The 23,770-nt window shown below is 66.2% G+C and carries 19 protein-coding genes, 2 pseudogenes and 2 CRISPR repeat arrays; of the genes and pseudogenes, 9 read left to right on the top strand and 12 right to left on the bottom strand.

The genetic code is table 11. The features are described 5' to 3' along the window. Nucleotides 1-567: 567 nt before the first annotated feature. From JQN83_RS26945 to JQN83_RS33920, 4 genes are all read right to left on the bottom strand, one after another. Nucleotides 568-765 (bottom strand): hypothetical protein, encoded by a 198-nt coding sequence (locus JQN83_RS26945; RefSeq protein WP_208569960.1) that lies wholly within the window; start codon nt 763-765, stop codon nt 568-570. A gap of 290 nt (nt 766-1,055) precedes the next feature. Beyond that, the gene (locus tag JQN83_RS26940) at nt 1,056-3,506 is read right to left on the bottom strand and encodes a tetratricopeptide repeat protein (RefSeq protein WP_208569959.1); all 2,451 of its coding nucleotides are present in this window, start codon (nt 3,504-3,506) and stop codon (nt 1,056-1,058) included. Beyond that, nucleotides 3,503-3,898 carry a hypothetical protein gene (locus JQN83_RS26935; RefSeq protein WP_208569958.1) on the bottom strand — a complete coding sequence of 132 codons (396 nt, stop codon included), beginning with the start codon at nt 3,896-3,898 and terminating at the stop codon, nt 3,503-3,505. The genes JQN83_RS26940 and JQN83_RS26935 overlap by 4 nt, the downstream gene beginning before the upstream one ends. A gap of 112 nt (nt 3,899-4,010) precedes the next feature. Beyond that, entirely contained in the window at nt 4,011-4,139 is a 129-nt protein-coding gene (locus JQN83_RS33920; protein WP_279632884.1) for a hypothetical protein, read from the bottom strand. 152 nt (nt 4,140-4,291) lie between these two features. On the opposite strand from JQN83_RS33920, the gene JQN83_RS26930 reads away from it, so the two are divergent. Together JQN83_RS26930 and JQN83_RS26925 are read left to right on the top strand one after the other, a co-directional pair. Further along, nucleotides 4,292-4,642 (top strand): RNA polymerase sigma factor, encoded by a 351-nt coding sequence (locus tag JQN83_RS26930; RefSeq protein WP_208569957.1) that lies wholly within the window; start codon nt 4,292-4,294, stop codon nt 4,640-4,642. After that, the gene (locus JQN83_RS26925) at nt 4,639-5,616 is read left to right on the top strand and encodes a hypothetical protein (RefSeq protein WP_208569956.1); all 978 of its coding nucleotides are present in this window, start codon (nt 4,639-4,641) and stop codon (nt 5,614-5,616) included. The genes JQN83_RS26930 and JQN83_RS26925 overlap by 4 nt, the downstream gene beginning before the upstream one ends. A gap of 127 nt (nt 5,617-5,743) precedes the next feature. On the opposite strand, the gene JQN83_RS26920 is transcribed toward JQN83_RS26925, so the two are convergent. The 3 genes from JQN83_RS26920 to JQN83_RS26910 all read right to left on the bottom strand — a co-directional run bounded on the left by JQN83_RS26920 (nt 5,744) and on the right by JQN83_RS26910 (nt 9,336). Beyond that, entirely contained in the window at nt 5,744-6,418 is a 675-nt protein-coding gene (locus JQN83_RS26920; protein WP_208569955.1) for an HNH endonuclease family protein, read from the bottom strand. A gap of 298 nt (nt 6,419-6,716) precedes the next feature. After that, nucleotides 6,717-7,170: direct repeats of the CRISPR family, unit length 28 nt; unit sequence CTGCTCCCCGCGCATGCGGGGGTGATCC. Nucleotides 7,171-7,459: 289 nt separating this feature from the next. Beyond that, nucleotides 7,460-7,999 carry an NUDIX hydrolase gene (locus tag JQN83_RS26915; protein WP_208569954.1) on the bottom strand — a complete coding sequence of 180 codons (540 nt, stop codon included), beginning with the start codon at nt 7,997-7,999 and terminating at the stop codon, nt 7,460-7,462. After that, on the bottom strand, nt 7,999-9,336 hold the full coding sequence (locus JQN83_RS26910) for an NsdA family TPR-like regulatory protein (RefSeq protein WP_208569953.1): 1,338 nt from the start codon (nt 9,334-9,336) through the stop codon (nt 7,999-8,001). Before JQN83_RS26910 ends, JQN83_RS26915 begins: the two co-directional genes overlap by 1 nt. Nucleotides 9,337-9,545: 209 nt before the next feature. On the opposite strand from JQN83_RS26910, the gene JQN83_RS26905 reads away from it, so the two are divergent. Beyond that, on the top strand, nt 9,546-10,148 hold the full coding sequence (locus tag JQN83_RS26905) for a hypothetical protein (RefSeq protein ID WP_244253304.1): 603 nt from the start codon (nt 9,546-9,548) through the stop codon (nt 10,146-10,148). 7 nt (nt 10,149-10,155) lie between these two features. Here JQN83_RS26905 and JQN83_RS26900 read toward each other — a convergent pair whose 3' ends face one another. Further along, the gene (locus JQN83_RS26900; protein WP_208569952.1) at nt 10,156-10,605 is read right to left on the bottom strand and encodes a hypothetical protein; all 450 of its coding nucleotides are present in this window, start codon (nt 10,603-10,605) and stop codon (nt 10,156-10,158) included. A 33-nt stretch (nt 10,606-10,638) separates the two neighbouring features. Here JQN83_RS26900 and JQN83_RS26895 point away from each other — a divergent pair, with 33 nt between their 5' ends. The 6 genes and pseudogenes from JQN83_RS26895 (at nt 10,639) to JQN83_RS26870 (ending at nt 19,634) form a co-directional block, all read left to right on the top strand. Then, the gene (locus JQN83_RS26895; RefSeq protein WP_208569951.1) at nt 10,639-11,235 is read left to right on the top strand and encodes a metal-dependent phosphohydrolase; all 597 of its coding nucleotides are present in this window, start codon (nt 10,639-10,641) and stop codon (nt 11,233-11,235) included. Next, the gene (locus JQN83_RS26890; RefSeq protein WP_208569950.1) at nt 11,232-12,176 is read left to right on the top strand and encodes a protein kinase family protein; all 945 of its coding nucleotides are present in this window, start codon (nt 11,232-11,234) and stop codon (nt 12,174-12,176) included. The genes JQN83_RS26895 and JQN83_RS26890 overlap by 4 nt, the downstream gene beginning before the upstream one ends. 907 nt (nt 12,177-13,083) lie before the next feature. Next, on the top strand, nt 13,084-16,920 hold the full coding sequence (locus JQN83_RS26885; protein WP_208569949.1) for an NACHT domain-containing protein: 3,837 nt from the start codon (nt 13,084-13,086) through the stop codon (nt 16,918-16,920). A gap of 1,321 nt (nt 16,921-18,241) precedes the next feature. Next, nucleotides 18,242-18,697: pseudogene (locus tag JQN83_RS34405) on the top strand (DUF6244 family protein); the annotation flags it as partial. 119 nt (nt 18,698-18,816) lie between these two features. Continuing rightward, nucleotides 18,817-19,227: pseudogene (locus tag JQN83_RS34400) on the top strand (DddA-like double-stranded DNA deaminase toxin); the annotation flags it as partial. Next, on the top strand, nt 19,224-19,634 hold the full coding sequence (locus JQN83_RS26870) for an Imm1 family immunity protein (protein ID WP_208569947.1): 411 nt from the start codon (nt 19,224-19,226) through the stop codon (nt 19,632-19,634). The pseudogene JQN83_RS34400 and the gene JQN83_RS26870, both read left to right, overlap by 4 nt. A 366-nt stretch (nt 19,635-20,000) precedes the next feature. Continuing rightward, nucleotides 20,001-20,394: a CRISPR direct-repeat array (repeat unit 28 nt; unit sequence CTGCTCCCCGCGCACGCGGGGGTGATCC). 162 nt (nt 20,395-20,556) lie between these two features. Here JQN83_RS26870 and JQN83_RS26865 read toward each other — a convergent pair. The 4 genes from JQN83_RS26865 to JQN83_RS26855 form a co-directional block, all read right to left on the bottom strand. Continuing rightward, nucleotides 20,557-20,949: an Imm1 family immunity protein gene (locus tag JQN83_RS26865; RefSeq protein WP_372444145.1), complete on the bottom strand. Its 393-nt coding sequence runs from the start codon at nt 20,947-20,949 to the stop codon at nt 20,557-20,559. 913 nt (nt 20,950-21,862) lie between these two features. Further along, entirely contained in the window at nt 21,863-22,378 is a 516-nt protein-coding gene (locus JQN83_RS26860) for a Pycsar system effector family protein (protein ID WP_208569945.1), read from the bottom strand. Next, the gene (locus tag JQN83_RS34480; RefSeq protein WP_504739809.1) at nt 22,371-22,736 is read right to left on the bottom strand and encodes a type II CBASS E2 protein; all 366 of its coding nucleotides are present in this window, start codon (nt 22,734-22,736) and stop codon (nt 22,371-22,373) included. Before JQN83_RS34480 ends, JQN83_RS26860 begins: the two co-directional genes overlap by 8 nt. Before the next feature lie 246 nt (nt 22,737-22,982). After that, complete coding sequence (locus JQN83_RS26855; RefSeq protein WP_208569944.1) at nt 22,983-23,660, bottom strand: adenylate/guanylate cyclase domain-containing protein; 678 nt, start codon at nt 23,658-23,660, stop codon at nt 22,983-22,985. Between the last annotated feature and the right edge of the window lie 110 nt (nt 23,661-23,770).

Raw genomic sequence — 23,770 nt, 5'->3', positions numbered from 1 at the left:
TCAACCATAAAGTGTCGTTTTGGCCTTCCAGTGCGCACTGCGACGCATCACCATGACCGAACGTAGGCGAACGCGGCGCAAGAAGAATGACAGAGGTGCACGCGCAGCAGCGATGACCCACTGGAGATCATCCAGTGACTGAATGTGCCAACACAGCAACCCACGGCACTTCCCTCGCCTCGACGAGTAGCCGCTATGCCGACTACACAGCAGCCCCACCCGGCAGCAGGCTGGACACGGAGGACGGCACTCCGCACACAAACCGAGAAGCAGCCAACATCAATCACGAGACGAGTGCTCGCGCCATCATCCGGGCGAGGGTGCCCGGAGGAGACGGTCAACCATCGCCTGAGCCTGAGACCGAGAGTCGAACTCCCCGCGGAGGACTCGGCCGGCGTCGCTGTCGCCGCCGACCCGGGCGACCACCTTCCAGCGGGTCTGGCGAACCAGCCAGACGTCGCGACGCGCCAGGTGCCCCCAGACGCCGTTCCACCACCCAACCACCTCGTTCACGACCGGAGTCGTAAACACGTCCAATCGTGCTGAACCTTTGAGCAGGAGAACCGATCATTCGCAACGATCCTCAGCGCCACGGCCGTGAACCTCGCAGCAGTCGGCGCGGTGCCGGTACACCCGCAGGTCCACTCCCTGCCGGCAGGAACGCTCGGTCGTCAGCTCGTACAGGCAGGCCCGCCAGGCGACGGTTTCCCCACCGCCGGACACCACCTGCCCGTCACCGGGCCCACCGCGCAGCAGCACCCTCATGATGACGACGCTACGCACCACTCCACGCGCCCGTCACCGCATCGCGCTTCAGGACCGCCACCTCACCCGACGCGGCCCGCCTGGGCCCTGGCGTAGATGACGGCACCGGGAGCGACCCCCTATCTCACGGCGGAGGGCGAGGAGCCAGGATCTTCCGTGACCGCCGACAGTGAAACAAAAACACTGGTAACCCATTACATGATCGACCCCACACTTCGTTCGACCAGCAATTCCTTCATATCTCGGTACGAGAGGTTAAACCGCTGCTGTGCCCCGGACGTCGAGGAGCATCAGCGTGAACGACGCCTACTCTCGCCCCGCCAATGGGCGAGAGTGATTCGGGTGGCCGCAGTGATCGGGTGGTCGGAACCGAGGATCCGCAGACAGTCCACGAGGAGTTCCTCGCAGGCGGCAGCGGCACCGGCCGGATCGCCGGCTAGGCCGCGCCAAACGGCGAGATTGTTGCGGGTGCCCAAGGTGTTCCGGTGGTCGGGGCCGAGGATCCGCACTGCGTCCGCGAGGAGCTCTTCGTAGGCGGCAGCGGCACCGGCCGGATCGCCGGCCTCGCCGCGCCGGCGGGCAATTTTGCTACGGGTAGCCAGGATGTCCCCGGCCTCATCGCGCCAGTGGGCGAGGTTGCTGCGGGTTTGCAGAGTAACGGGGTGCTCGGGGCCAAGGATCCGCTCAATGTCCCCGAGGGCGTCCTTCAATGCGGTGGCGGCACCGATTACGTCCCCGGCCTCGCCGCGCCGCAGGGCGAGGTTGTTGCGGGTTTGCAGGGTGAGGGGGTGCTCGGGGCCGAGGATCCGCTGCATGTCCCCGAGGGCGTCCTTCAATGCGGTGGCGGCACCGATTACGTCCCCGGCCTCGCCGCGCCAGTGGGCGAGGTTGTTGCGGGTGCCGAGAGTATGGGGGTGCTCGGGGCCGAGGATCCGCTGCATGTCCTCGAGGAGTTCCTTGAACGCGGTGGCGGCACCGGCCGGATCGCCGGCGTCCCCCTGTGCGGCGGCGAGGTTGCTGCGGATGGCTAGGCGGGCTTGGTCATCGAGGCCGACGGTCGCCAGCGAATCCGCGAGGAGTTCCTCCAGGACAGCGGCAGTGTGGGCTCCGTCCCCGGCCTCGCGGCGCCAGATGGCGAGGTTGCCGCGGATGCTCAGCGTCTGAGGGTGGTCGGGGCCGAGGATTCGCACGGCGTCCACGAGGAGTTCTTCATAGGCGTCAGCGGCGCCGGCGTAGTCCCCGGCCTCGCCACGCCAGTGGGCGAGTCTGTCGCGCAGACTAAGGATCAACGGGTGGTCGGGACCGACGTGCTCGATAGCGGTGGTGTGCAGGGTGTGGAAATGGTCGATGGCTGCGGTGACCTGGCCGGTTGCGCCGAGACTGTTGCCGGCGGTGAACAGGACCTGGTGGTTTCCGAGGGTGCGATCCCATAGCAGTGGTTCGGCATGGGAGCGCAGGACGGCGGTGTTGGCGCGGAGAGCCTGGGCGTGTTCTTGGCCGCGTTCGATCTGTGGCCAGATGTGGTTCAGTGCGTCGGCGGCGGTAAGCGCCAGCCAGAGGGCGTGGTCGGTGAAAGTGGCCTCCCGGACCACGCGTTGCAGGAGGCCGTGCACCGCGACAGTGCCGCTGGCAGGGTCGATGATGACGAGACTGAGTCGGGCGAGGTTGTCCAGTGCATCGGTGACATCGTCGTCTTCGACATGCCTGCCGGTGCGGGTGCCTAGGTACAACAGGACGGTAGGGGTGGTGAACACCGTCAAGGGCATGCCGTTTGGGTCGAGCAGGGCGGCTAGTTCCAGTACCGGCCGGGCCAAGCCCGCAGGGAGAAACGTGTCGGCGCGGTCGATGGACAACGACCAGGTCACGGCGACCGGATACGGGTAGTCGTCCGGTAGCACCCGGGGAGCCAGGGCCGCCAACTGCCGCCGCCGGTCAGCCAACCGGCGGCGGTAGCTGGCGCATGTCATGTTCGCGCGGTCGAGAATGTAGGCGGCAGCTTGAGACAATGCCAGAGGAAGATGCCCGAGATCCTCAGCCAGATCGGAGGCCTGGTCTAGCCGGTCCCGATCACCACCGAGTTTCGCAGTCAGGTAGGCGAGCGACTCGGCCGAGGTGAACACGCTTACGTTGATGCGTTGCCTGCCGGCGGTCAGGGCGTTGTCCGTGCTGCGGGTGGTGACCACCGTCCGCCCTGTCCCAGTCGCCGGCGGCCACAGGCGTTGCAGGTCGTTGGGGTCGGTCACATCGTCGAAGACGACCAGCCAACGTCGGGTCGTGGTAGCGAGCCAGGCCAGGAACCGTCCGGAAGCCTGGTCCGCGTCGGTGTCCTCGACGCCAGTGACGTCCAGGGAGGCCTGAGCAAAAGCGGTGACCACCGCCGAACGGGAAGTCGCCGACACCCAAACCAGCAGATCCAGCTCCCTGCGGTTCCACAGCCGGTGCGTCAGAGCTGCGGCGAGTTGGGTCTTGCCGACCCCACCGAGCCCAGCCGTCACCTGACACAGCACCACACCGCCCCCGGCTACCGCAGCATCGAGAGCCTGGTCAGCAGCGCGTTCCTGCCGACAGTGAGCCAGCGGTGGTACTACACCGACCTGATGCGGCCAGGTCACTTGCCGTGGCTGATGGAGATGAACCGTCGCGTTGACTGGACCGCGCGCGTCGCCGCCGATGGCAATGGAGGCCGGAGCGGAGGCGTTTACCGGCCTGGGCTGGTCGGGCTTTCGGCGGCCGAAGATCATGCGGTATCGCCCCTGCCGGAAACAGAGGTACGGATCGGTGCGGTGCTGTCGCCGCCGATCGCCACCGACCCGGCACCACTAGCGCACACCCCATACGGAACTGGCGGATAAACTGGGGGAACATCTGATACATCCAACACATTGACCTCTATCTCGCCACGACTGTCGCCGCCGATCGCCACCGCCCCGGAACCGCTGGCGTTTACCGGCTGCAGCGCGGCCCCGGTCTGGCTCTGACGCCAGGTAAGCCAGCCCAGCACAAGCCCCGCTGCGGAAAGGACTACCGACCCGGATCCCACGACCACAGACACCCACTTCTCCGCCCGGTCCAACCCCTGCCCTGCCAACACCACGACGATCCCGGCCGCACCGACCCCGACCGCTACGGCCATCATGATCACCCTTAGCCGGAGCACCCACACATGATCACCACTAGGACTCACACTCCCAGTATCGATGCTTGGCCCTAACTCATCCAGAAACAGGCCGAAGAACTCCCACGGCTCATCCGTCGCAGGTGAAGCGGAAGCGGGTGGTGGGCCGGAGCTTCGCGCGGATGTCGAACCAGCGCCACAGCCAGCGCTCGGCGGTCCATCCGTCGGCAATGCGGTCCGCCGCGAGCCTGCCAATCACTCGTCACGGGCTCGACGAGCGGCGGCGCGGACTATGTTCCGACCGCACCGCCCAGACGATCATCGCCGGCATGCCTTCGCTCAGAACCTCCGACACGGACACTACGAACTCGCCGGTGATACTGGGGCCGCTACTCGCGGCCCGAGATCCTGATGTACCGGTTGGCACGCCAGCAGCTCGCCCGGCGCAATGCCGTACCGGTGCAGATGGACTCACTGGAACAACACCACGACACCGAGGAACACACCGCTGATCCTGGCCGTGACCTGGATCAGAAACTGGACCTGCTCGCCGCATTGCGTCGGCTGCCGACCCGACAACGGGAAGCCGTGGTGCTGACTGAAGTCTGTGACCTCGACCAGTCCACCGCCGCGGAAATCCTCGGTATCAGCGTGTCGGCCCTCAAGACCCACAAAGCCCGAGGACTGCGCACCCTGTACGAGCGGCTGGCTGGACGAATGGCCGGCGCGAGACCCGACCTCGACGGAGGGAACCTCACGTGAGCATTGCCGACGAACTAAAACATGCCGTAGACACCTGCCTGGGTCCCCGGTCGACCCGCAACACCTCGGTCGAGGCCCGGCGGGTCCTGCACCTGCACGCACGCCGGGCGGCCAACCCGAAGCAGCGCCGACAGATGGACGACACCATCGCCGACGTCGAACTCGGCCATGCCGCCTACCTGCTCGGTGTGCACTACCAAATCCATGGGCAACGAGACCTCGCCGAGCACTGGCTCCACATCGCCGCGGTCCGCGATGTCGCCGACGCCGCCGTACGCCTGGCGATGCTGCTCGAATATCGCTCCGTGCTCACCGCCAACACCAGCATCGACACCACCCCGAGACCCGACGACGACCTGGCCCGGGCCCGCCGGTGGTACCAAGTCGCCGCGAAGGCCGGCTACCGCCCCCACGACGACGGCGACCCCGCTCCCCTGTCGCCGCTGACCGCCGACTGTTGCCCCGCAGTCGAACACGCCGCCGGCGTCGAAACCACCGACGAGATCATCAGCAGTGCCCGACGTCAGGCCAGCGCACTGCTCCGCCAAGCCCGTGCCGACGTCAAGGTGATCATCGACGCCGCCCGACACGAGGTCGACGATCTTGCCCGGCAGCGCGCCGAGGTCGAGAGGCAGATGCGGCTCTTGCAGCACATCGTCACAGAGATCGCCGCCGTCGAGACCCAGCCCCGACAGCGCTGCCGACGGTTCTTCGCCACGGCCCGCGTCGCCACTCCCAGCAGCGAGTCGGACGCCTGGCAGAAAATGCGTGAGCACCTCCGCGCACACGACGGCACGCCCCGACGACGGGCGGTTCGCCGATTCCTGATCACCCGGATCTTGACCCTGCTCAAACTCGGCGACTCTGCAGAACTGGACATCCTCGACCTCGACGTCGAATCCAAGGAAGCAGTCCCCACACGCCGCTCCACCTGGACGCGACCAGAGGCATCTATGCGGGCCCGCGCAGGGTGAGCATCACCGGGCCGGACGACTTCCCGGAGATTTGCAGAGTCCACTGGCCGCCGGCCCATGTGCCCGCTGGCAGGCCGGTGCCAGCTGACGCTCGGCGAGCTTTGGTCGGCCGATCCAACTGTCAGTCTCAGGAGCAGGTGTTGAGCATGCTCTGTAGGGCGGACTTCTCCGATGACTGCAGACGTAGGCCCCAGGTGTACTTCACTGTGATCCACATCTTGCTGTAGGTGCACCGGTACGACGACAGCGGTGGCTGCCACGTCGACGGGTCCTGGTCGCTCTTGGACTGGTTGACGTTGTCGGTCACCGCGATCAGTTGCGGGCCGGACAGGTCGTTGGCGAAGCTCTGCCGGCGGCTGGTCGTCCAGGAACTCGCCCCGGAACGCCACGCCTCCACCAAAGGGACCACGTGGTCGATGTCGACGTCCGACGCGGCGGTCCAGGTCGCCCCGTCGTACGGGCTGTACCACCGCCCCGACGTGGCCTGGCACGAAGAGTTGACCACGACCGAGGTGCCGTCACGCTTGAGGACCTGTTCACGGGTGTCGCAGCTGCCGCTGACGGTGATCCAGTGCGGGAACAGATCCCGGGAGTAGCCACTGGTGGAACCCTCGGCGGCGACGGTGAGGGCATTGAGCTGCGACTGCGCCGTCGCCTTCGACGGGATCCCCGGCGGCGTCGCCGCCGCCGTCCCCGCAATGCCCACCGAGAGGGCTGCGCCGACGAGCATGGCGAGTGCCAGCGTCACGGCGCGCACCCGGGGTCGGGCCAGCCCGGACGTCTTCGTGGTCAGTCCTGACATGCCATGCCTCCAGGTCACCATCAACAGCAGATGCAACCATCATCTTCGATGTAGGTGACGGTGGGATGGCATGCCCGTGAAGAGCCGCAAAGCCAAGTCACAACGCGTACGCCCCTACGGACTCTGCCCGGTATGTCCACGATAGCCACCGCCACCGCCGACTTCGCGTTGGCTACCATCCCCTGTGCATGAGCCGCGAGCCTCAACCAGCGGAACAAGGACCGACCACATGAATAGGCCGCCAGTCAAAGTGAAGAAAAACAGCGTAGTTGATCTTTAGCGCCCCAGGTCAAGAAGTCTGCTCCCCGCGCATGCGGGGGTGATCCCATGCCGCCGTACCACGACGCCCCGACGGCCAGCTGCTCCCCGCGCATGCGGGGGTGATCCCGCGGCGAACAAGGCGTACGACGAGCACATCGCCTGCTCCCCGCGCATGCGGGGGTGATCCCGACCGAGGGATCTCCCGGCCGGTCGGCGCGGGCTGCTCCCCGCGCATGCGGGGTGATCCCGGCGGACCAGGAGGGGGCCCGCCGCCGGTTCCCTGCTCCCCGCGCATGCGGGGGTGATCCCGCCGGCGCCGTGCGGGAGACGATGGACTTCCTCTGCTCCCCGCGCATGCGGGGGTGATCCGCACCGCGTCGGCCGCCCCTACCGCAGAGCACGCTGCTCCCCGCGCATGCGGGGGTGATCCGGCGGCGCACCGGGCGGCGGTGCTGAAGGTCATCTGCTCCCCGCGCATGCGGGGGTGGTCCCAGCTGAGCCAGCTCTTCGGCCCTACCCGGCACCTGCTCCCCGCACATGCGGGGGGTGATCCAGGCCGGGAGATCGTGACCGGGTACCGGGTGGTCTGCTCCCCGCGCATGCGGGGGTGATCCCACGGGCGACGTCTCGACCCGACTCGGCTTCCGCTGCTCCTCGCACATGCGGGGAAATTTCGTGGGAATGTGGCGGCCAGCACCGGAGTGCTTCCCCCGCCCGCATGCACGGAGGTGGCCCGGCTGAAGCCGCCCCCCTTTGCCTGCGCGCACAGAGTTGCCGGCGTCAGCCCGTGGCGGGGTGGCCAACGAGCAGGTAGAGCAGTGCGACGAGGGTCGTTCCCGCGACGATCTGCCGTTTGTTGATGAGCTCTGGGATGTCGGCAAGTGGCACCCATTCCACCTTGTCGCTCTCGAAGCTGTCCTTGGGTGGGCCAACGTGGGTGGCGGCGTTAGCGGTGAAGATGTGGTGTTCGCTGGTCATGAGGCCGGGCGAGGGTTGGCTGTAGACGAGTGGGCGGATCGGTCGCTCGGGTCGCCAGCCGGTCTCCTCCTCGGCTTCCCGGGCGGCCGCGTCGGCGGGGTCTTCGCCGGGGCGGATGCTGCCGTGGGGGATTTCCCAGCCCCAGGTGTCGGTGATGAACCGGTGCCGCCAGATGAGGAGCACCTTGTTGTCGGTGACGACGGCGAGGCCGGCTCCGGGTGCTGCGGTGCGGATGATCCGGTGGTCGAGGTGCCGGCCGTCGGGTAGCTCGACGTCGGCGCTGGCGACGTGGACCCACTGGTCGCGGTAGAGGTCGCGTTCGGAGTGAACTGTCCAGCGCATCAGGTTCCCATCGGTGGTAGGTGCGGGTGTGCACGGTCGAGGAGGTCGGCTACGGCGGGGTGGGCGGCGTGGGGGCGTAGGGCGGTGATGACCTGGGTTACCCGGTCGTGCAGGCGTCCGGATTCCATGCCGGTGACCCGGTCGAGCATGTGGGCGGCGGTGTGCGCGCTGCGGTCGAGGTCGCCTCGCGCGGTCAGGATGAGTGACAGTCCCGCGTACCGGTGGGCCTGGCCACGTAGGTGGGTGATGGTGCTGGTCCGTACGGATTCCTCGGCGTAGGTCTGCGCGGCGGTGAGATCGCCGAGCCTGCGGAGGGCCTCAGCGATCTGGGTTTCAACCAGGCCTGGTTGCACGTACGACACCTCGACTGGGCTTCCTGCGTGGGGGATGCGGCCGGCGAGGGTCTCGGCGTGCCGGAGGTGCGGGTGGCTGCCGGTCGCGTCGCCCATGCGTGCGTACGCCTTGCCGGCGAGGGCGTGCAGGTCTGCGGTCAGGGCCGGGGAGATGGTGGTGCCGGCAGCGCGGAGGGCTGCTTGGGCGTACTGCACGACGAGCCGATGTTCGTCCAGGTAGAGCGCCTGGTTGGCCATCAGTGCCACGACGTAGGCGCCGAACGCCCGGTCACCGGAGGCTTTAGCCAGCCGCAGCGCGGTCAGCAGGTGTCGTTGTGCCAGGGGTTGTTGGTCGGCGTCGTAGGCGCAGACGCCGGCCAGGGCAGCGAGTCCGCCCACGGCCCGGTACAGCTCGCGCCCCCGGGCGTTGTCGTAGGACGCGCGCAGCAAGGGTGTGGCCTGGGCGGTGAGGGTTGCCACGACGCGGGCCTTGACCGGTACTCCGCCGACCCGCCGGTACATCTCCTGGTAGCGGGCTCGCGCGTTTCGTAGTCCGGCGATGTCGGTGGGGTCGATCCGCCGGTGCCCGAGGTGCGACACGTCTTCGTCTTCGGGTGGGTTCTCCCACTCCCATACCGGTGCTATCGCCTGCGACCCGTTGACGGTCGACCTTCGTGTGTGACCCTTCTGGTCGCTGCGCCACAGCGCGGCAGCCCGGTCCACCACCTGCGGGAGGCCGGGCGGATCGGCATAGTCGCCGTTCCTGGTCATGCCGATGTCGGCCAGGGTCAGGGGGATACCGAGCCGGCCGCCGACGATGCGGCAGATCATCACCGGCACCGGCACCGGGTCCCGGGGGATCGCATGGTCCCGGATCCACCGGGCGACGGATGCGTGGTCGTAGCGCAGTCGACCGTCGAAGGTGTTGAGTTGCTTGGCCAGGCCGGCGTGGGACAGCCCGGCGCGTTCGAGGAGGGCATCGAGCAGGATGTTCGCCTCGGCCACCCCGCCAGCCTATGGCCAACCGGGCGACGATCGAAGTGTTTCGCCGCGTTCACACGGGGTGTGAACGTGGCGCGTCTACGCCCGACAACACACTCTCCATCGACGCCCGCCAGCGCCCATACCGTCGTTGGTAACGGGTGCGGTGGTCGACGCAAAGCAGTGCTCGGCCCCCGCGCCCTTCACCCCCAACGTACGGGAAGGGACAGGCCATGACGGTGACGACGACGCGGATGCCGGCTCCGGAGGCGGTCGGGCGACGGGCGGCGCAGATCCTGGACGCGATGCGGGAGCACCCCGGCTGGGAGCGGCTCAACGGTTCCTCGATGCGGTACTCGTCCTGCTGGGCCACGTTCACCGGCTACCCGACGGTGAGCGAGTGGTCGCTGGAGCGGGACGCGGGGCCGCTGCTGGTGGAGGCGCTGCGGGTCCTCGCGCTGAAAGCGGCGGTGTACGAGCTGACCGGAGGTGACGAGGAGAAGGCGGAGCTGCTGGTTGCGGCGCCGGTGGACGAGATGGTCCACGCCGTGCTCGCGCAGTTCACCCTGATGAGCCGGATGCAGGCCGACCTCCAGGTGGTGTTCCCCCACGCCACCGAGCTGGAGGACTTCGGCTACACCCGAGGATGCGTGACCGACGACTACTACGCGGCGGCCGGATGGGGTGAGCAACCGCTGCGGTACTGGCTCGACGCGGCCGAGGTCAGCCGCCGGCTGGGCATCCTCGACGCCCACTACGGACCCGCCGGGTTCGGCCGGGGAGAGCGAAGCCACACCATCACCTTCGACACCCAGCCCACCCCCGCGGCGGTCTGACCCCCGTCTACCGGTTGGCGAGTTCGACGGAGAGCACCCGGCGTAGGGTCTGCACGACCGCGCCGGGTGCGAACCGTTCGCCGGCCTGCCGTTCCGCCCGCGCGACCGCGGCGAACAGCTGCTCGGGTGCCGCGACCCGCAGCGTGGCGACCAACCACCCCTCCAGGTCATCCACCTCGGTCGGCAACTCCAGCGCCGCCGGGGTCGGCGTCGGGACCGCCACGTTCGGCTCCGGCAACGGCACACCGGCCGAGGCGTACCGGCCCGGCGGCATACCGACGCGGTACGGGTGCACACACACCGGATGCCCGTCCGGGTCGACCCGCCAACCCACTGCCCGGTCGTACGCGAAATCAGGGCCCGGCCGGTCGACCACGTCGAACCGGCCCGGACCCAACTCCTGCGCCGGACACACCACACAGGTGCGCTCACACCACTCGGGCAGCGGACCATCCACCCACCCATGCTATGACCAGGAAGGGCACCGACAGTGACCACTCTCGCCGCGCCACGGCACCCACTCGTCCGCCACGCCCTCACCGACGCCCGCACCTGGTGCGCCGGACAGACCATCGACGAACGACCGGCCCTCGTCCACGCCGTCCGGGTCGCGGTCACCCTCACCCGACACCTACCCGACGCATCCCCGGAGCTGACCGCCGCCACGCTCCTGCACGACGCCCCGGAATTCGCCCCGCCCGACGTGGACCTCGACACCATCCTCACCGCTGCATACGGGCCAGAGGTGCCACGAATCATCCGAGCGTTACAGGTCGAACACCACGCCCTCGACCAGCCCGACCCACCGATCGTCACCGACGACCGGCCCGTCCTGCTCGCCTCCACCGCTGACAAGATCGTCGCCCTCGACTCGCTACGACGACGCGCCCACTCCAGCGGCAACCCGGACGCCTTCTTCACCGCCCGACCCGACCTCCTCAGACTCCTGCCGCACTTCCAGGACTTTCACCAGGCCGCAACCGGTCGGGTGCCTACCAGCATGAGCAGCCAGCTCGGACACGTCCTGGCTCTGCTTCAGCAAGACGCGGCTACCGCCCGGGCCCGGCTCCAGGAGTCCGGCCCGTGATCACCGAACAGGTCACGAGCGCACTCCTGGCCGCCCTGACCCATGCCGCCGACATTGAGGTCGTCCGCCGCGAACCGATACGGATCTGGCAGCTCAGCGGCGTCGAACGCCTCCACCTGACCGACGACACCACCATCGTCTTCAAGTACGCCACCAGCCCGTTCACCAACGAAGACCACACACTGCGACACCTGGCCACCCACAGCATCCCCGTGCCGCAGGTCCACAACTCCGTCACCATCGACGACACCCTCGGCATGCTCATCGAGGACCTCGGACCGGCCACCCGCAACGCCAGCGAGAACGACGCCGCCATCGCCGCCGCCAGGCTGCATGCCCTCGATCCCGCCCCAAGACTCACGACCCTCGACGACACCGCCCTACGCGCCCTACCAGCACGAAGCCTGGCGTACGTAGAACGCCTCACCGACACCGGCCGACTCACCGGCGAACACCACCTCGCCCCGCTGTTCCAGGCCCTCGACCACGCCACCGCACAGCGAACAGCAGACGCTGAAATCCCACCGTTCGGCATCTGCCACTCCGAACTACACCCCACCTCGCTGCACACCACCCACCACAGATGGCACCTCCTCGACGTCGCCAACGCCTTCAACGGCCCCGGCATCCTCGACCTCGCCACCTGGCACGGCACCCGCAACCCACCCAACCCACCCCGACTACGCCGCCTCCTCAACCACTACATCCACGCCGGCGGCCACCCCCACGCCCTCCGCAACCGCGCCGGCCTACCCGCCGAAACCTGGGCACTCGCCTGGCACCGAATCTGGGCAGCGGAAACCCTGCTCCACCAAACCACCCTCACCACCGACAACCCCAGCACCGAGACGCTTGACGCGATCCATCGCCAGGCCACCACCGCCCTCGAACTCCTCGGCACCAGATCACGCAGTTCCATCTCTTCGACCAACAGACCATGATCAAGTTCTATGAGAGAAGCGGTGGCTCACGACGCCACCGCCGGGGTATGCGTTGGCTACCATGCTCTGTGGCATCCGGCTGCGGCCTCCACCAGCAGAAGCAGAACGGGCTGTCAGCCAAAGTGAATGAAAACAGCGTAGTTGATCTTTAGCGTCCCAGGTCAAGAAGTCTGCTCCCCGCGGATGCGGGGGTGATCCCCTGTTCCACAGCCCGCCGGAGTTAGAGGGCCCCTGCTCCCCGCGGATGCGGGGGTGATCCCTGGCCATGAAAGGCCGGTCGGCGATCCGCTGGCTGCTCCCCGCGGATGCGGGGGTGATCCCGCGGCCACGGTGGCATTCAAGGAGGATGCCCCCTGCTCCCCGCGGATGCGGGGGTGATCCGCCGGGCGATCGTGTCAGCATCATCGGGCCAAGCTGCTCCCCGCGCATGCGGGGGTGATCCCGACGCCCACCCGGTCGGCACCCCCGTCCGCTACCGCTCCCCGCGCACGCGGGGGTGATCCCAGGTGCCGGGCCAGCCGGTCCCGGGCGTCCGGCTGCTCCCCGCGCATGCGGGGGTAATCCCGTCTTGACGGCCCGCCCCAGAGCCTGCTTCCACTGCTCGCCGCACATGCGGGGGTGGTCCCCCGAGGTAGCGCATGACGACGCGTGCGTTCGTCTGCTCCCCGCGCATGCGGGGGTAATCCCTGGAGGCCGGCGGCCCGTGGGTGCGACGCCTACTGCTCCCCGCGCACGACGGGGGTGATCCCAGAACCCGAGCCGCTCCACCGCCACACCCACACTGCTCCCCGCGGCGACGCTCGCGGGGCTTGGCGGTGCACCACAGGACGACCTGACGGCGTAACCTCACCATGGCCCCTTCGTCCGTTGATCTTGCATCCCGGTAACACAGGAGTTGTCGTCGCCTATGCCGATTCGTCTGAGCGGAAGTTCGGAGCGGTACCTGTACGAGCGGCTCCCAGAAAAACGCTTCCAGCAATTGATCAGCGCCTTGCTTGCATTTCAGGATCCTAACGTTACCTGCTTTCCCGTTGGCCAGAGAGATGGGGGGCGAGATGCGGTCCTGAAGAGGAATGGAAAACCCTTCACGATATATCAAGTCAAGTGGGCAAAGGCCTCAACCAAGAATCCTGTCACCTGGCTCACCGCGACCGTCAACGAGGAGAAAGAAAACATTGAACGCCTCGTGTCCGAGGGCGCTCAATCCTACATACTAGTAACGTGCATCGAGGGAACCAGCGCGCCAGGCACGGGCAGCATGGACAAACTCGACGAGAAATTGGCGACATACTCGGAGCAGTTCGGCATTCCAATGACCTGCTGGTGGCGTGCAGACTTGGACGCACGCGTCGACAGTGCCCCCCGAGAGCTAATCTGGTCTTACCCCGAGATGCTCGCTGGCCAGGATGCAGTCCGATATCTAATCGAAGCCGACGAGGCCGCCACCAAACAGCAGGCGCTTCGCACACTGCTGCTTCAAGTGATCGCGACGCAGTGGGAGGAAGATGCGAAAGTCAAATTCCGACAAGTCGAACTAGATACTTACAACTTGCTAGACCTTTTCGTCGATGTGGAGGCCATCCGCATCGCCAGGCCACTCGAAAGGACTTCCCATCCCCTGAGAGGTGCCACGTCGCACAGGCCACCATATCGGTCCATGCCAGTCGATCCCCGGAATCCGCGCCATGAGTTGAAGGAAGAGACGAGGCTCGGGGGGGCCGCTCAGCATCTCCTTAACAGCGCCCACCCACTGACGCTAGTGCGAGGCGAACCCGGGCAGGGCAAGTCGACGCTTGCGCAGTACCTCTGTCAGATTCACCGCGCAGCCTTCCTCCCGGGGGGCCAACACTTCGCCGGCCCGCGCCCGGATTTTGCCGTGGACACGCCCAGGCTGCCCATGCGAGTGGATCTGCGCGACTACGCCCGATGGCGCGCCGGGGAGGATCCCTTTGCCGAAGACGACGCACCGTCGGTCCGCGCACGACGTCTGTGGCCTTCGCTCGAGAAGTTCATCGCACATCTGTTGACCTCACGGGGTCCAGGTCTAGAGGTCTCCGTCGACCTCGTCACCGACGTGATCCAGCGGTTCCCAATGCTCATTGTCCTAGACGGGCTCGACGAGGTGGCCCACCAGGAAACCAGAGCTCGCGTAGTGAAGGATATCAACGAGCTCGCGGCGCGCCTAGGCATAGGCACAACGGCGCCACAGTTGATTGTGACCACTCGCCCAAATGCTTCAGGTTTGGCGGAGCCATCCGCGGACAAGTTTGAGACGATCGCGCTAACTCCCCTTAGCCCCGAACTCCGTACCGCGTATCTCCGCAAATGGGCGGACGCTCGCGGTTTGCGCGGTGCGCCACGTCGCGCCCTAGAGGGCACCTTCCGCCAGCGATCGATCGAGCCGCATATTGAGCAGCTTGCTGACAACCCTATGCAGCTGACGATCTTGCTCTATCTCATTCAAAAGCGGGGTGATTCAGTCCCTGACGGGCGAACCCAGCTCTTCAGAGCCTATATGGAAACCTTCCTCGATCGCGAGTCAGAAAAGAGCCCGTCGGTGCACGAACACCGCGAGGATCTCGAAGAGGTCACGGCGTTCCTCGGCTGGCACCTGCAGGCAAATGCCGAGACGGACCCCGCGGCCGGCCGAGTTCCAACAAAGGCCGTCCGGAAGGCTATCCTCAACTATCTGGACGATGTCGAGAAGGATACGGCCCTCGTCGATGATCTCTTCACTGCGGTAACCGACCGCGTCTGGGCGCTGACCAGTAAGGTACAAGGCACATTTGAGTTCGATGTCCAGACGATGCGGGAGTTTTTCGCTGCAGCGTATCTGTGGGGATTCGCTGGTGCCGAGCTACGGGCTTTCGACAAGTCTACGATCTTGGGGGAGCTTGCTCGACGTTCTTTCTGGCTAAACGCATGCCGCTTCTTTGCCGGCTTCGCCGATCCCAATGAGCTATCCGGCTTGGTTGACGTCCTGGAAGAGGAGTTCGAGAGTCACTCGCATCCAATGCAGGTCCGACTCGCCGCTTGGACGCTGTTATCCGATGGCGTTTTCGCCCGTCAGAGACGAGCGCTGAAGCGAGCTACTAAACTATTCGCCGACGCCCTCAGCGTTCGCCTGATTCTGTTTGAACTGGATCGAGGACAGGGTACGCCGCTGCACACACGGACCGCCAGGCCACTGGCCTATGACCGCGGGGCGGAACACCTAACCTCAGCGCTGATGCAACAGATTGAGGCAGCCCCAGGAGACAGCATGAGTCGGGAGCAGCTAGACCTGGCCCTGCGGCTCGGCGGCGTCACGGCCGATTGGTGGACCCCCCGCATGGCTGCGGCAGCAGGGACCGAGCAGGAGACGGCCTGGCTTCGTCTCGGCGTCCCGCTGCGGGGCGGAGCCACGATGGACGCTGGTCAAGTCGGAAGGCTCAAGATTGGCTCCGGGGAAGCCGCTGAACTGGCCTTAGCCGCAGGCGTAAAGGCCACCCCCGGTTCCGTCCTCGAGCGGCAGCTGGTCAGAGCCGTACTCGACGGGCAGTGTTCCGACGTGCAGCTGGACGCCGTTAGCGGTGCCGCAGGTGACTTGGTTCGGGTTCTCGCGCCTAGGCGTTTCCTGGCCAAGGCGGTTAAAGATGCACGAAATCCGTTAGCCTCGGACAAGTTGCTGTCGTCTGAAGGACAGCAAGTCGACCGTACGCGCAGGGATGCCCAGCGGCGTCTTCAGGAGCAAGAGCCCCGCTTCTCCCGAATCGTCCAGGCAATGCGAACCGGCCGTGGCCAGACTGGCACAACGTCCATCTGGAGCGACACGGCACGAGAAATTGCCGCTCTCTACGGTCCCTGCTGGCTCGCCGCCGAGGTTGCCGTGATCGGCGCCGCAGTCTCGGACAGGGAGTGGACCACCGGCGGCACGATCACCAAGGGAGCCCAGCCCTTCGGCCTCAACCCGGACTACGGAAAGCTGCTCCAAGAATCTCGATTTAGCCGATCCGACCCTGATTGGTGGAGCTGGCAGTTCGATACACACACGGATCCACTGTCGCGGGCGACTTGGTGCCTCGCCATCATCTGCGTCGGCAACGCCAACATTGTAGTCGACAATATCGACTACATTGATGCCGCCGCTCGCACCCTGCCAGCCGACCTCCAGCGAGCTCTCAGCTACAGCTCCAGCCGTATTGGCCAATCACGACTCGCCCGACAACTCCCTGGTTATCTCCTACGTGGGGCGACACCTGACGACGAGGACGACCCGGATGCCGACCAAGACGTGCTAGCGGACCACGCTCATCGAAGCCAAATAGCCGTTTTAGAGCCGCTCGGCGGCCTCCTGGACAGGACCGAACCCCTCCACACACTTACAGCGCTGCTCGTAGCACATCATCAACCGGACCTCGGTGGCCAGCTGGCTGGCCTTCCTGACGAGCAGCTCGGAGATATGGGACGGTTCGATCACGCCGGATGGCCAGGTGTTCGCGACTTGACTTGCCGCATGCTGGAGCGCCCCTCAAAGATGCTCCTTGACGGCATCAAGGCGCACGGACATAAGGCGGTCGTAAGTGTGAGCGGTGATATGATTGACCATGTTCCTACAGCCCTGCTTGAGACGATTCTAGATAATGCTGGAGAGTATCCCCTTGGCTGGGTCATCGCTGCCGAGAGAGCTATCTCGCGAAAGCACCACGATGCGCCACTTGCCCAAGTAGCGCAGTCCAGGCGCTGGTTCCCGGGAACAGCCTGATGAGGCATCGGTGGCTAGGGTGTCTCCATCGAACCCGGTGCGGACACGCCGCAGCGTCGCTGCTCCCGCGCATGCGGGGGTGATCCGAAGCTCGGCCGTTTCGCGACGCTGACCTTCCCCTGCTCCCCGCGCATGCGGGGGTGATCCCTCGGCGTTCGCGGGTTGGGCGGAGCCGGACACCTGCTCCCCGCGCATGCGGGGGTGATCCCGTGGCGGCGTCGATCGTGCGGGCCGGCTCGGTCTGCTCCCCGCGCATGCCGGGGTGATCCCGGTGAAGGCCACTCGCACGGCTGGTCAATCGACCTGCTCCCCGCGCATGCGGGGGGTGATCCCCGGATCGCGGGGCGGTTGAGGTGTAGCCCCTGCGGCTCCCCGCGCATGCGGGGGTGATCCGCTGCCCAGATCAGGAGATGACCATGGCGGATCTGCTCCCCCCGCATGCGGGGATGATCCCGACATCTCGTCGACCAGCCCGGTGCGCAACTTCTGCTCCCCGCGCATGCGGGGGTGGTCCGGTGGCTCGGGACCCGGTCGCTCGTCGTCGTCTACTCCCCGCGCATGCGGGGGTGATCCCCCGACGGTGTCGCCGGCGATACGGCGCATCGCCTGCTTCCCGCGCATGCGGGGGTGATCCGTTGTGCTGGTTCCAGACTGCCCCGGTCTACCGCTGTTCCCCGCGCATGCGGGGGGGTGATCCCTCGGTGAGCGGGATGCGCGGGAACAGGGCGTCCTGCTCCCCGCGCATGCAGGGGTGATCCCAGGACGCTCTGCCACTGGGCGCGCGGTTTGGGCTGCTCCCCGCGCATGCGGGGGGTGATCCCCGGACCTGCCTGAACTGGTGGTGCGGCGCTCTGCTGCCCGCGCATGCGGGGGGCGGTGGTCGACGCAAAGCGGTGCTCGGCCCCCGTGTCTCACGCCCAACGTACGGGAAGGGAAGGCCGCGACGGTGACGACGAAGCGGATGCCGGCTCCGGAGGCAGTCGGGCGACGGGCGGCACAGATCCCGGACGCGATGCGGAAGCACCCCGGCTGGGAGCGGCCCAACGGGGCTCCTCGATGCGGTACTCGTCCTGCTGGATCGGCTGCGGGACCAGGTCCGTGCAGCTCGCGTCGTGCCGGGGCGTACAGCACCCACAGCATGGGCATGCGGGCGGCCTCAACGAGACCGGGGGAAGCGAGAGATGTCGTACCGGACTGGGCTGCGTGTCGGCCGAAGCGCGGCGCGGTACCGAGAGCGTAGAACGGTGGTACGGCTGACCTGGTGTCCATACGCTTCGATGAACCGGCAGGTGCCGATCGTCGGTCGCGGGAAGGGCTGGACATGCCACTTACCGATAGCATCAGCGGCGAGCTGCAGTCGATGGCGGCGGGGACCGCACGAGCCGTCGAGACCGCAGCGGCGGCTGCGACAGCGGCCGAGCAGGTGGCCGCCCGTTCAGCCGCCGCCGGCTTCACTGTGATCGCTCAGCGTATGCGCGCGGTTCAGACCGGGACTCAGGAGATCCGGGTCCGCGTGGCGTCGGTTGGCGGCCACATCGCGCAGGCGCGAAGCGCGGTTGGTGCCGCCGCGAGCCAGGAGTCGCCGCAGCAGACGATCGCCGTGTTGACTCAGGTCGTGGCCACCTTGGACGCGGCCATCGCCGCGGTCGCGGCCGCCATCGCCACGCTCGGCGAGGTTCAGCATCTCACCGCCGCCGTGCTGCAGGGCGGGCAGCAGGGTCCGATGCTGTCCCAACTGGCGACGATCAAGCAGGTCCTCGAACAGGTAGGGCAGCGTGGCCATGCTGCGAAGCACCTCGTCGACGGCGCGTTGGGCGAGGCGCGGGCAGCCGGTGACGCGGGAAAAGGACCGCGGGTGGCGACGTACCCGGGCAGGGATCGCCGTCACCCCAGCCACCCGCACACATCGAAGAAACCGGTCGGAGTCTGCCGGTCCGCAACAAGCGGACGGACCCGACCACTGGGGTATTCAACGGCGAAACCATTGTCAGCCGGGACGATGACGCCTCTGTCGCGGACCTGCACCCGTTTCGGGGCGGCGGATGGCCACGCGTCCTGGTCAGCCACGTCGAGAGCCACGTCGCGGCGCGGATGCGCCGCGACGAACTCGACGAGGGTGAGCTGGTGCTGAACAACACCACATGCGGAAGTCGGGATTTCGACCGGGACTGGCCGCTGACCTGCGACAAACTCCTCCCCCCGATCCTGCCCGCCGGCGCCCGCCTGACCGTGTGGGCGACACAGGACGGCGGACGAACCTGGTGGACCACAACCTACACAGGCACGGGTGAGAGGATCAGGTCATGACATACCGCGTGGTGTTCGACATCTGCGAGCAGGAGCTACCTGACGCGGAGGCCGCCCGGGTGTTCCTCGACAAACAGACGCTGATGATCGGACCGCACGGCACCCGGGCGCACGCGTTCTGGTTCGCACCGAGCGGGGCTGACGACGTCCTGCGCCTCGACATCGACTACGACAACGCAAGGGCCGCGCTGCGTTGGCTGCCCGATGGCGGTCACGCGGTGGAACAGCCGCCGGCCGAACCGATCGTGGTTCTGGAGTCGTCTGACTCCCCCTTGGTCACCATCCCCGCCGAGTTGGCCGTGCTGTCGGTGGAAACCGCCCACCGGGCAGTCATTGAGTACATCGCGACCGGTCAACGCCCATCGCTCGTCCGATGGGCAGACGACGCGACCTCGCGTAAGAAGTAGCGCGGGCGCGGATCCCGGGCGGACAGCCGATGACACACCCAGTCACGTACGGCAGAGTCACAGCCCCACGTGATCGGAAGAGGATCACCCGTGGACACTGCCGCCTGCGCAACAACCACGGTCAACCCGCTGAGCTGACCGACGCCGAGGACACAGGACGGCACTTCGACGAGCAGACCGAGACGAGCCTGCAACCATCACGACCAAGAAGCCGCTCACGACGCCATCGACAGGCTCCGCGTTCGCTACCATCCTCCACACAACTGCGGACCCCACCAGCGAAGCAGGACCGACCACATGAACGGACTGTCAGCCAAAGTGAAGGAAAACGACGTAATTGATCTTTAGCGCCCCAGGTCAAGAAGTCTGCTCCCCGCGCACGCGGGGGTGATCCGTTTGCTGCGGATGTTCGCGAGATCCTCGTACCCTGCTCCCCGCGCACGCGGGGGTGATCCCGTCAGGTGAGACGCAAGGCTCGGGTGTCACTGCTGCTCCCCGCGCACGCGGGGGTGATCCGCTCCGCTAGGGGGCGGGCGCTGGCTAGCCCGCCTGCTCCCCGCGCACGCGGGGGTGATCCCCCGCGGGCCAAGTTCCACCGTCGGTACGCCTGCTGCTCCCCGCGCACGCGGGGGTGATCCCCAGCGCCGCGCGGACCTCACCATCGTCGGCCTCTGCTCCCCGCGCACGCGGGGGTGATCCCGGTGCCCCGCATGCCTGCGGCACCCCGTAGGACTACTCCCCGCGCACGCGGGGGTGATCCTTCCGCTTGTCGGGGCCCTCTAACTCCGGCGGGCTGCTCCCTGCGCACGCGGGGACCACCAACCCCAGATGCACGAGCCTGCGCCGCTCGCCGCGCATGCCCGGGGCGGCTCTGTCGTCCCGGGATGGGTCAACGGCCTGCGCTACGGCTTCGTCGGTGCGGCTACTGCTTCCCGTGCTGCCAGCGCATGCTGATGGGGCATTGGCCGGTGGTGGCGTACTCGACGACTGCGGTCCGGGCGGCGGCTGGGGCCACTCGCGCGATGCCGGCAGAGATTTCCACCAGGCCGACGTCTGGCGACTCGTACACGGTGATGGGTTTGTCGGCTTGCCGCTCGGCGGCGTAGCTGCCGTCAGACAGCCAACGCACCGCCGCCCGGTCCGCATCAATGTCCATGTCGATACGGAGGGCGGGTTGATCGTGGGTGCCGACGGTGAAGGTCTGCCCGCAGCCCCCGTACGGCACGATCGTCTCGATCTGCTCATCGAAACGACGTCCCGCACCCTCGGCGTCGGCCAACTCGAAGGCATGGCCGTGGTAGTCGCGCAACAGCACCGTCAACAGGTGATCCTCTCTCCGGTACCGGTACAGACACCGTGCCACCATGTGGTTCCGCCGTCGCGGGTGACCACACACCTCAGCCGGCTACCCTGCGGCAGGACAGTGGGAAGCATCTCGCCGCAGGCCCAGAGGAAGGCCCGGTCCCGATCATCGCTGCCACAGACCATGATGTCGACGGCCAGACCGCTTGGACAGTGCCGGTGCGACCGACCCGCATGAGGCCGACGCCGCCGGACCGGCATTGACTACCATCCCCTGTACGGCAACCGCCGGCCACAACCAGCAGCAACCAGACCGACCCCAAGAACAGGCCGCCAACCAAAGTGAACAAAAACAGCAAAGTTGATCTATAGCGTCCCAGGTCAAGAAGTCTGCTCCCCGCGCACGCGGGGGTGGTCCCCTCCTGTGTCAGGGCCGTTCACCCCGTGTCCCCTGCTCCCCGCGCACGCGGGGGTGATCCGCACATCGCCTGATCGATGCGGAGGTAGCCCGCCTGCTCCCCGCGCACGCGGGGGGTCCCGTGGCTTCGTTCGTGGCGGCCTGACCCAGGTTCTGCTCCCCGCGCACGCGGGGGTGATCCGATGCCGACCAGCACCACCACTTTCCAGTCGAGCTGCTCCCGCGCAGGCGGGGGTGATCCGTCCTTAATCCGGTCGATCCACTCGCGGATCTTCTGCTCCCCGCGCATGCGGGGGTGATCCCGGGCGGCTCCCCTCCCCGCTGGCCGCGTCGGCCTGCTCCCCGCGCATGCGGGGGTGATTCCCCGCTTGGCGTCATGCACACTGATCATCCCGCAGCCCTTGACTCTGATCTTCTTCTCTAGACAGGAACAATGATCAACCAAGGGCTGCGGCCATAATCAGCCATGGTCGATACCAACCGACCACAGGCTGAGGATCAAGTTAAGTCAACGGATCAAAATTGCAGCAATTCCAAGAGTTGGCGCAGACACCACGAAGGCGTAGAGGCCTCTCCGAAAGAAGGTGAACTTCTTCATTGCGATAAGAGACAACGCCCGCGCCTGAATCCAGGCTTCCTCTCGCTGCTTATCGGCATCGAGAGCTGGAACGAACCCTGGAGGCTGGGTCGCGAGCGACGGGTATGCATAGCGACTAAAACCAACGGGCGCTGCCGTGCGAGGGGTAAGAGCTGCCACCAAAAAGACCGCACCCACCGCGATCCCGGCAAGCGCCATCAAGGTCATGAACCCCGCAAACAAGTCACGCCATCCATCGAATGGAGCACTCTCGATGAACTTCCGCAACTGAACGAATCCCGCCGCACCGAGCGCCGTCAGACCAGTCGCAAGAAAACCAATTTTGGTATCGGCATCAATAATCCAGTTACCATAAAACGAGATGGCAGAAATTCCATCATTTCGGTCCGGCTGCACCATCGGAACGCTTGCCTGTCGCTTAAACACCACGAGGCTCGTAGCCGTCCGCAGGCCAAACTCCGTTCATCCTCCAAGCGGAATAGCAGGCTAGCCAATGCGCCGCCCATACGCCTGCGACGCTAGTTTGGTAGCCCTTCCCGTCCCAGTCGGAACGGTCGGCAATACAAAGCGCCCCACTGAGGTAGAGGTGCGGAGCGGCGCGAAATCTTCTACCCTCATTCCGTCCTAGCCGCTTAGGCTTCACGGCGATAACGCTAGGCAGTGACCCATCGACCTGAGGAAGGATGAGCACCTCATACTTGCCGCAGCCGGTATCGAGCGCAACCCCGTACGCGAGGTCGGTGCCGTCGTCAATCACCATTACTTCTGCGAAATGTTCCCGCATGTCAGCAATGTCTTTGACCTTGTTTTCTGGAGACTCGACCCACCAGGCGCTTTCCATGTTATCGCGCGCCGGAGCGGGGTCATCACCTCCGTGGAATCGATGAGGGCGCATCATTGTGAGAGATGAGGTAGAGCTGACTGACTGCATCTGTCGTTCTCCTAAGACTACAGTACCAGCGATCGAAACCCCGCGTGGGACGTGAATTCCTACCTTACGTAGCAGCGACGGAAGTGTCACAGTTGGCTCCTAAAAAATCTCGATCGCAGAAGTAGGATTGCCGGCGATGTGCTCAGTCACACCATCCAGCTCGGGCAGCAGCTTACGCCAACGGACATCGTAAAACCTGTACCGCTTGGTCTCGTAATTCCGCGTATATCGCTTCGGCGAATCAACGTGCTCCGAGAACAGCCCCACATCTTCTAGTGCCAAGAGATCTCTAAACTTCTCTCCAACGACGCACTCCCAGGAGTTCGCGTACTTCTCGCACTTGGCAGCGAAGTTGGCGGCGAAGCCGACCACGTTAATTTCACTGACATCATTGGTTCCAATACGCACGAAGTCCAGACGGCCGAAATCGGCGCCCACGCGAACTTGCACCGGTTCCATCCTGTAACCCTGCAACATGGGGTTGAGAGTCGACTGCACTGCGTCCATGATCTGGGCTCCGGAGGCGAGTGCAATGGCTGCGTCTACAGCTGGATCGCTTCCCGAGCAACCGAAGCAGGCAAAAAGTCCGTCGCCGCGGAGCCCAAGGACATGGCCTCCATTCTGGACCACCGTACGAGAAACTTCGGCTAGCACGGCGTGCGCGAGCAGTACCATCTCGTGCGGTGGATCCCAGAAAGTCCGCTGCGTAAACTGCTCCAAATCAATGAAGACCGCGACAGCCTCGCAGAAACCTGATCCACCGAGCGGTAGCGTCATGAAATCCGGGTGGCCCGTAGTGACTGCGCTTACTCCTGACGGTTGACCGTGCGAGAGTTCGACGCCTTCTTTCGTCGAAGCTTGCACGCTTCTGAATCGCCCTATGTTGC

Origin of the sequence: Micromonospora antibiotica, assembly GCF_017599305.1 — a bacterium.
In the GTDB taxonomy this organism is placed as follows: domain Bacteria; phylum Actinomycetota; class Actinomycetes; order Mycobacteriales; family Micromonosporaceae; genus Micromonospora; species Micromonospora antibiotica.
This window is presented reverse-complemented; position numbering and strand designations above follow the sequence as displayed.

Coding starts and splice junctions, on each gene's coding strand:
- JQN83_RS26940 (WP_208569959.1), bottom strand. CDS start 3,506: ATGATCTTCGGCCGCCGAAAGCCCGACCAGCCCAGGCCGGTAAACGCC.
- JQN83_RS26915 (WP_208569954.1), bottom strand. CDS start 7,999: ATGCGCTGGACAGTTCACTCCGAACGCGACCTCTACCGCGACCAGTGG.
- JQN83_RS26905 (WP_244253304.1), top strand. CDS start 9,546: ATGACGGTGACGACGACGCGGATGCCGGCTCCGGAGGCGGTCGGGCGA.
- JQN83_RS26870 (WP_208569947.1), top strand. CDS start 19,224: ATGACATACCGCGTGGTGTTCGACATCTGCGAGCAGGAGCTACCTGAC.
- JQN83_RS26920 (WP_208569955.1), bottom strand. CDS start 6,418: ATGTCAGGACTGACCACGAAGACGTCCGGGCTGGCCCGACCCCGGGTG.
- JQN83_RS26855 (WP_208569944.1), bottom strand. CDS start 23,660: ATGACGCTACCGCTCGGTGGATCAGGTTTCTGCGAGGCTGTCGCGGTC.
- JQN83_RS26935 (WP_208569958.1), bottom strand. CDS start 3,898: ATGGCCGTAGCGGTCGGGGTCGGTGCGGCCGGGATCGTCGTGGTGTTG.
- JQN83_RS26885 (WP_208569949.1), top strand. CDS start 13,084: ATGCCGATTCGTCTGAGCGGAAGTTCGGAGCGGTACCTGTACGAGCGG.
- JQN83_RS26945 (WP_208569960.1), bottom strand. CDS start 765: ATGAGGGTGCTGCTGCGCGGTGGGCCCGGTGACGGGCAGGTGGTGTCC.
- JQN83_RS26930 (WP_208569957.1), top strand. CDS start 4,292: ATGTACCGGTTGGCACGCCAGCAGCTCGCCCGGCGCAATGCCGTACCG.
- JQN83_RS34480 (WP_504739809.1), bottom strand. CDS start 22,736: ATGCGGGAACATTTCGCAGAAGTAATGGTGATTGACGACGGCACCGAC.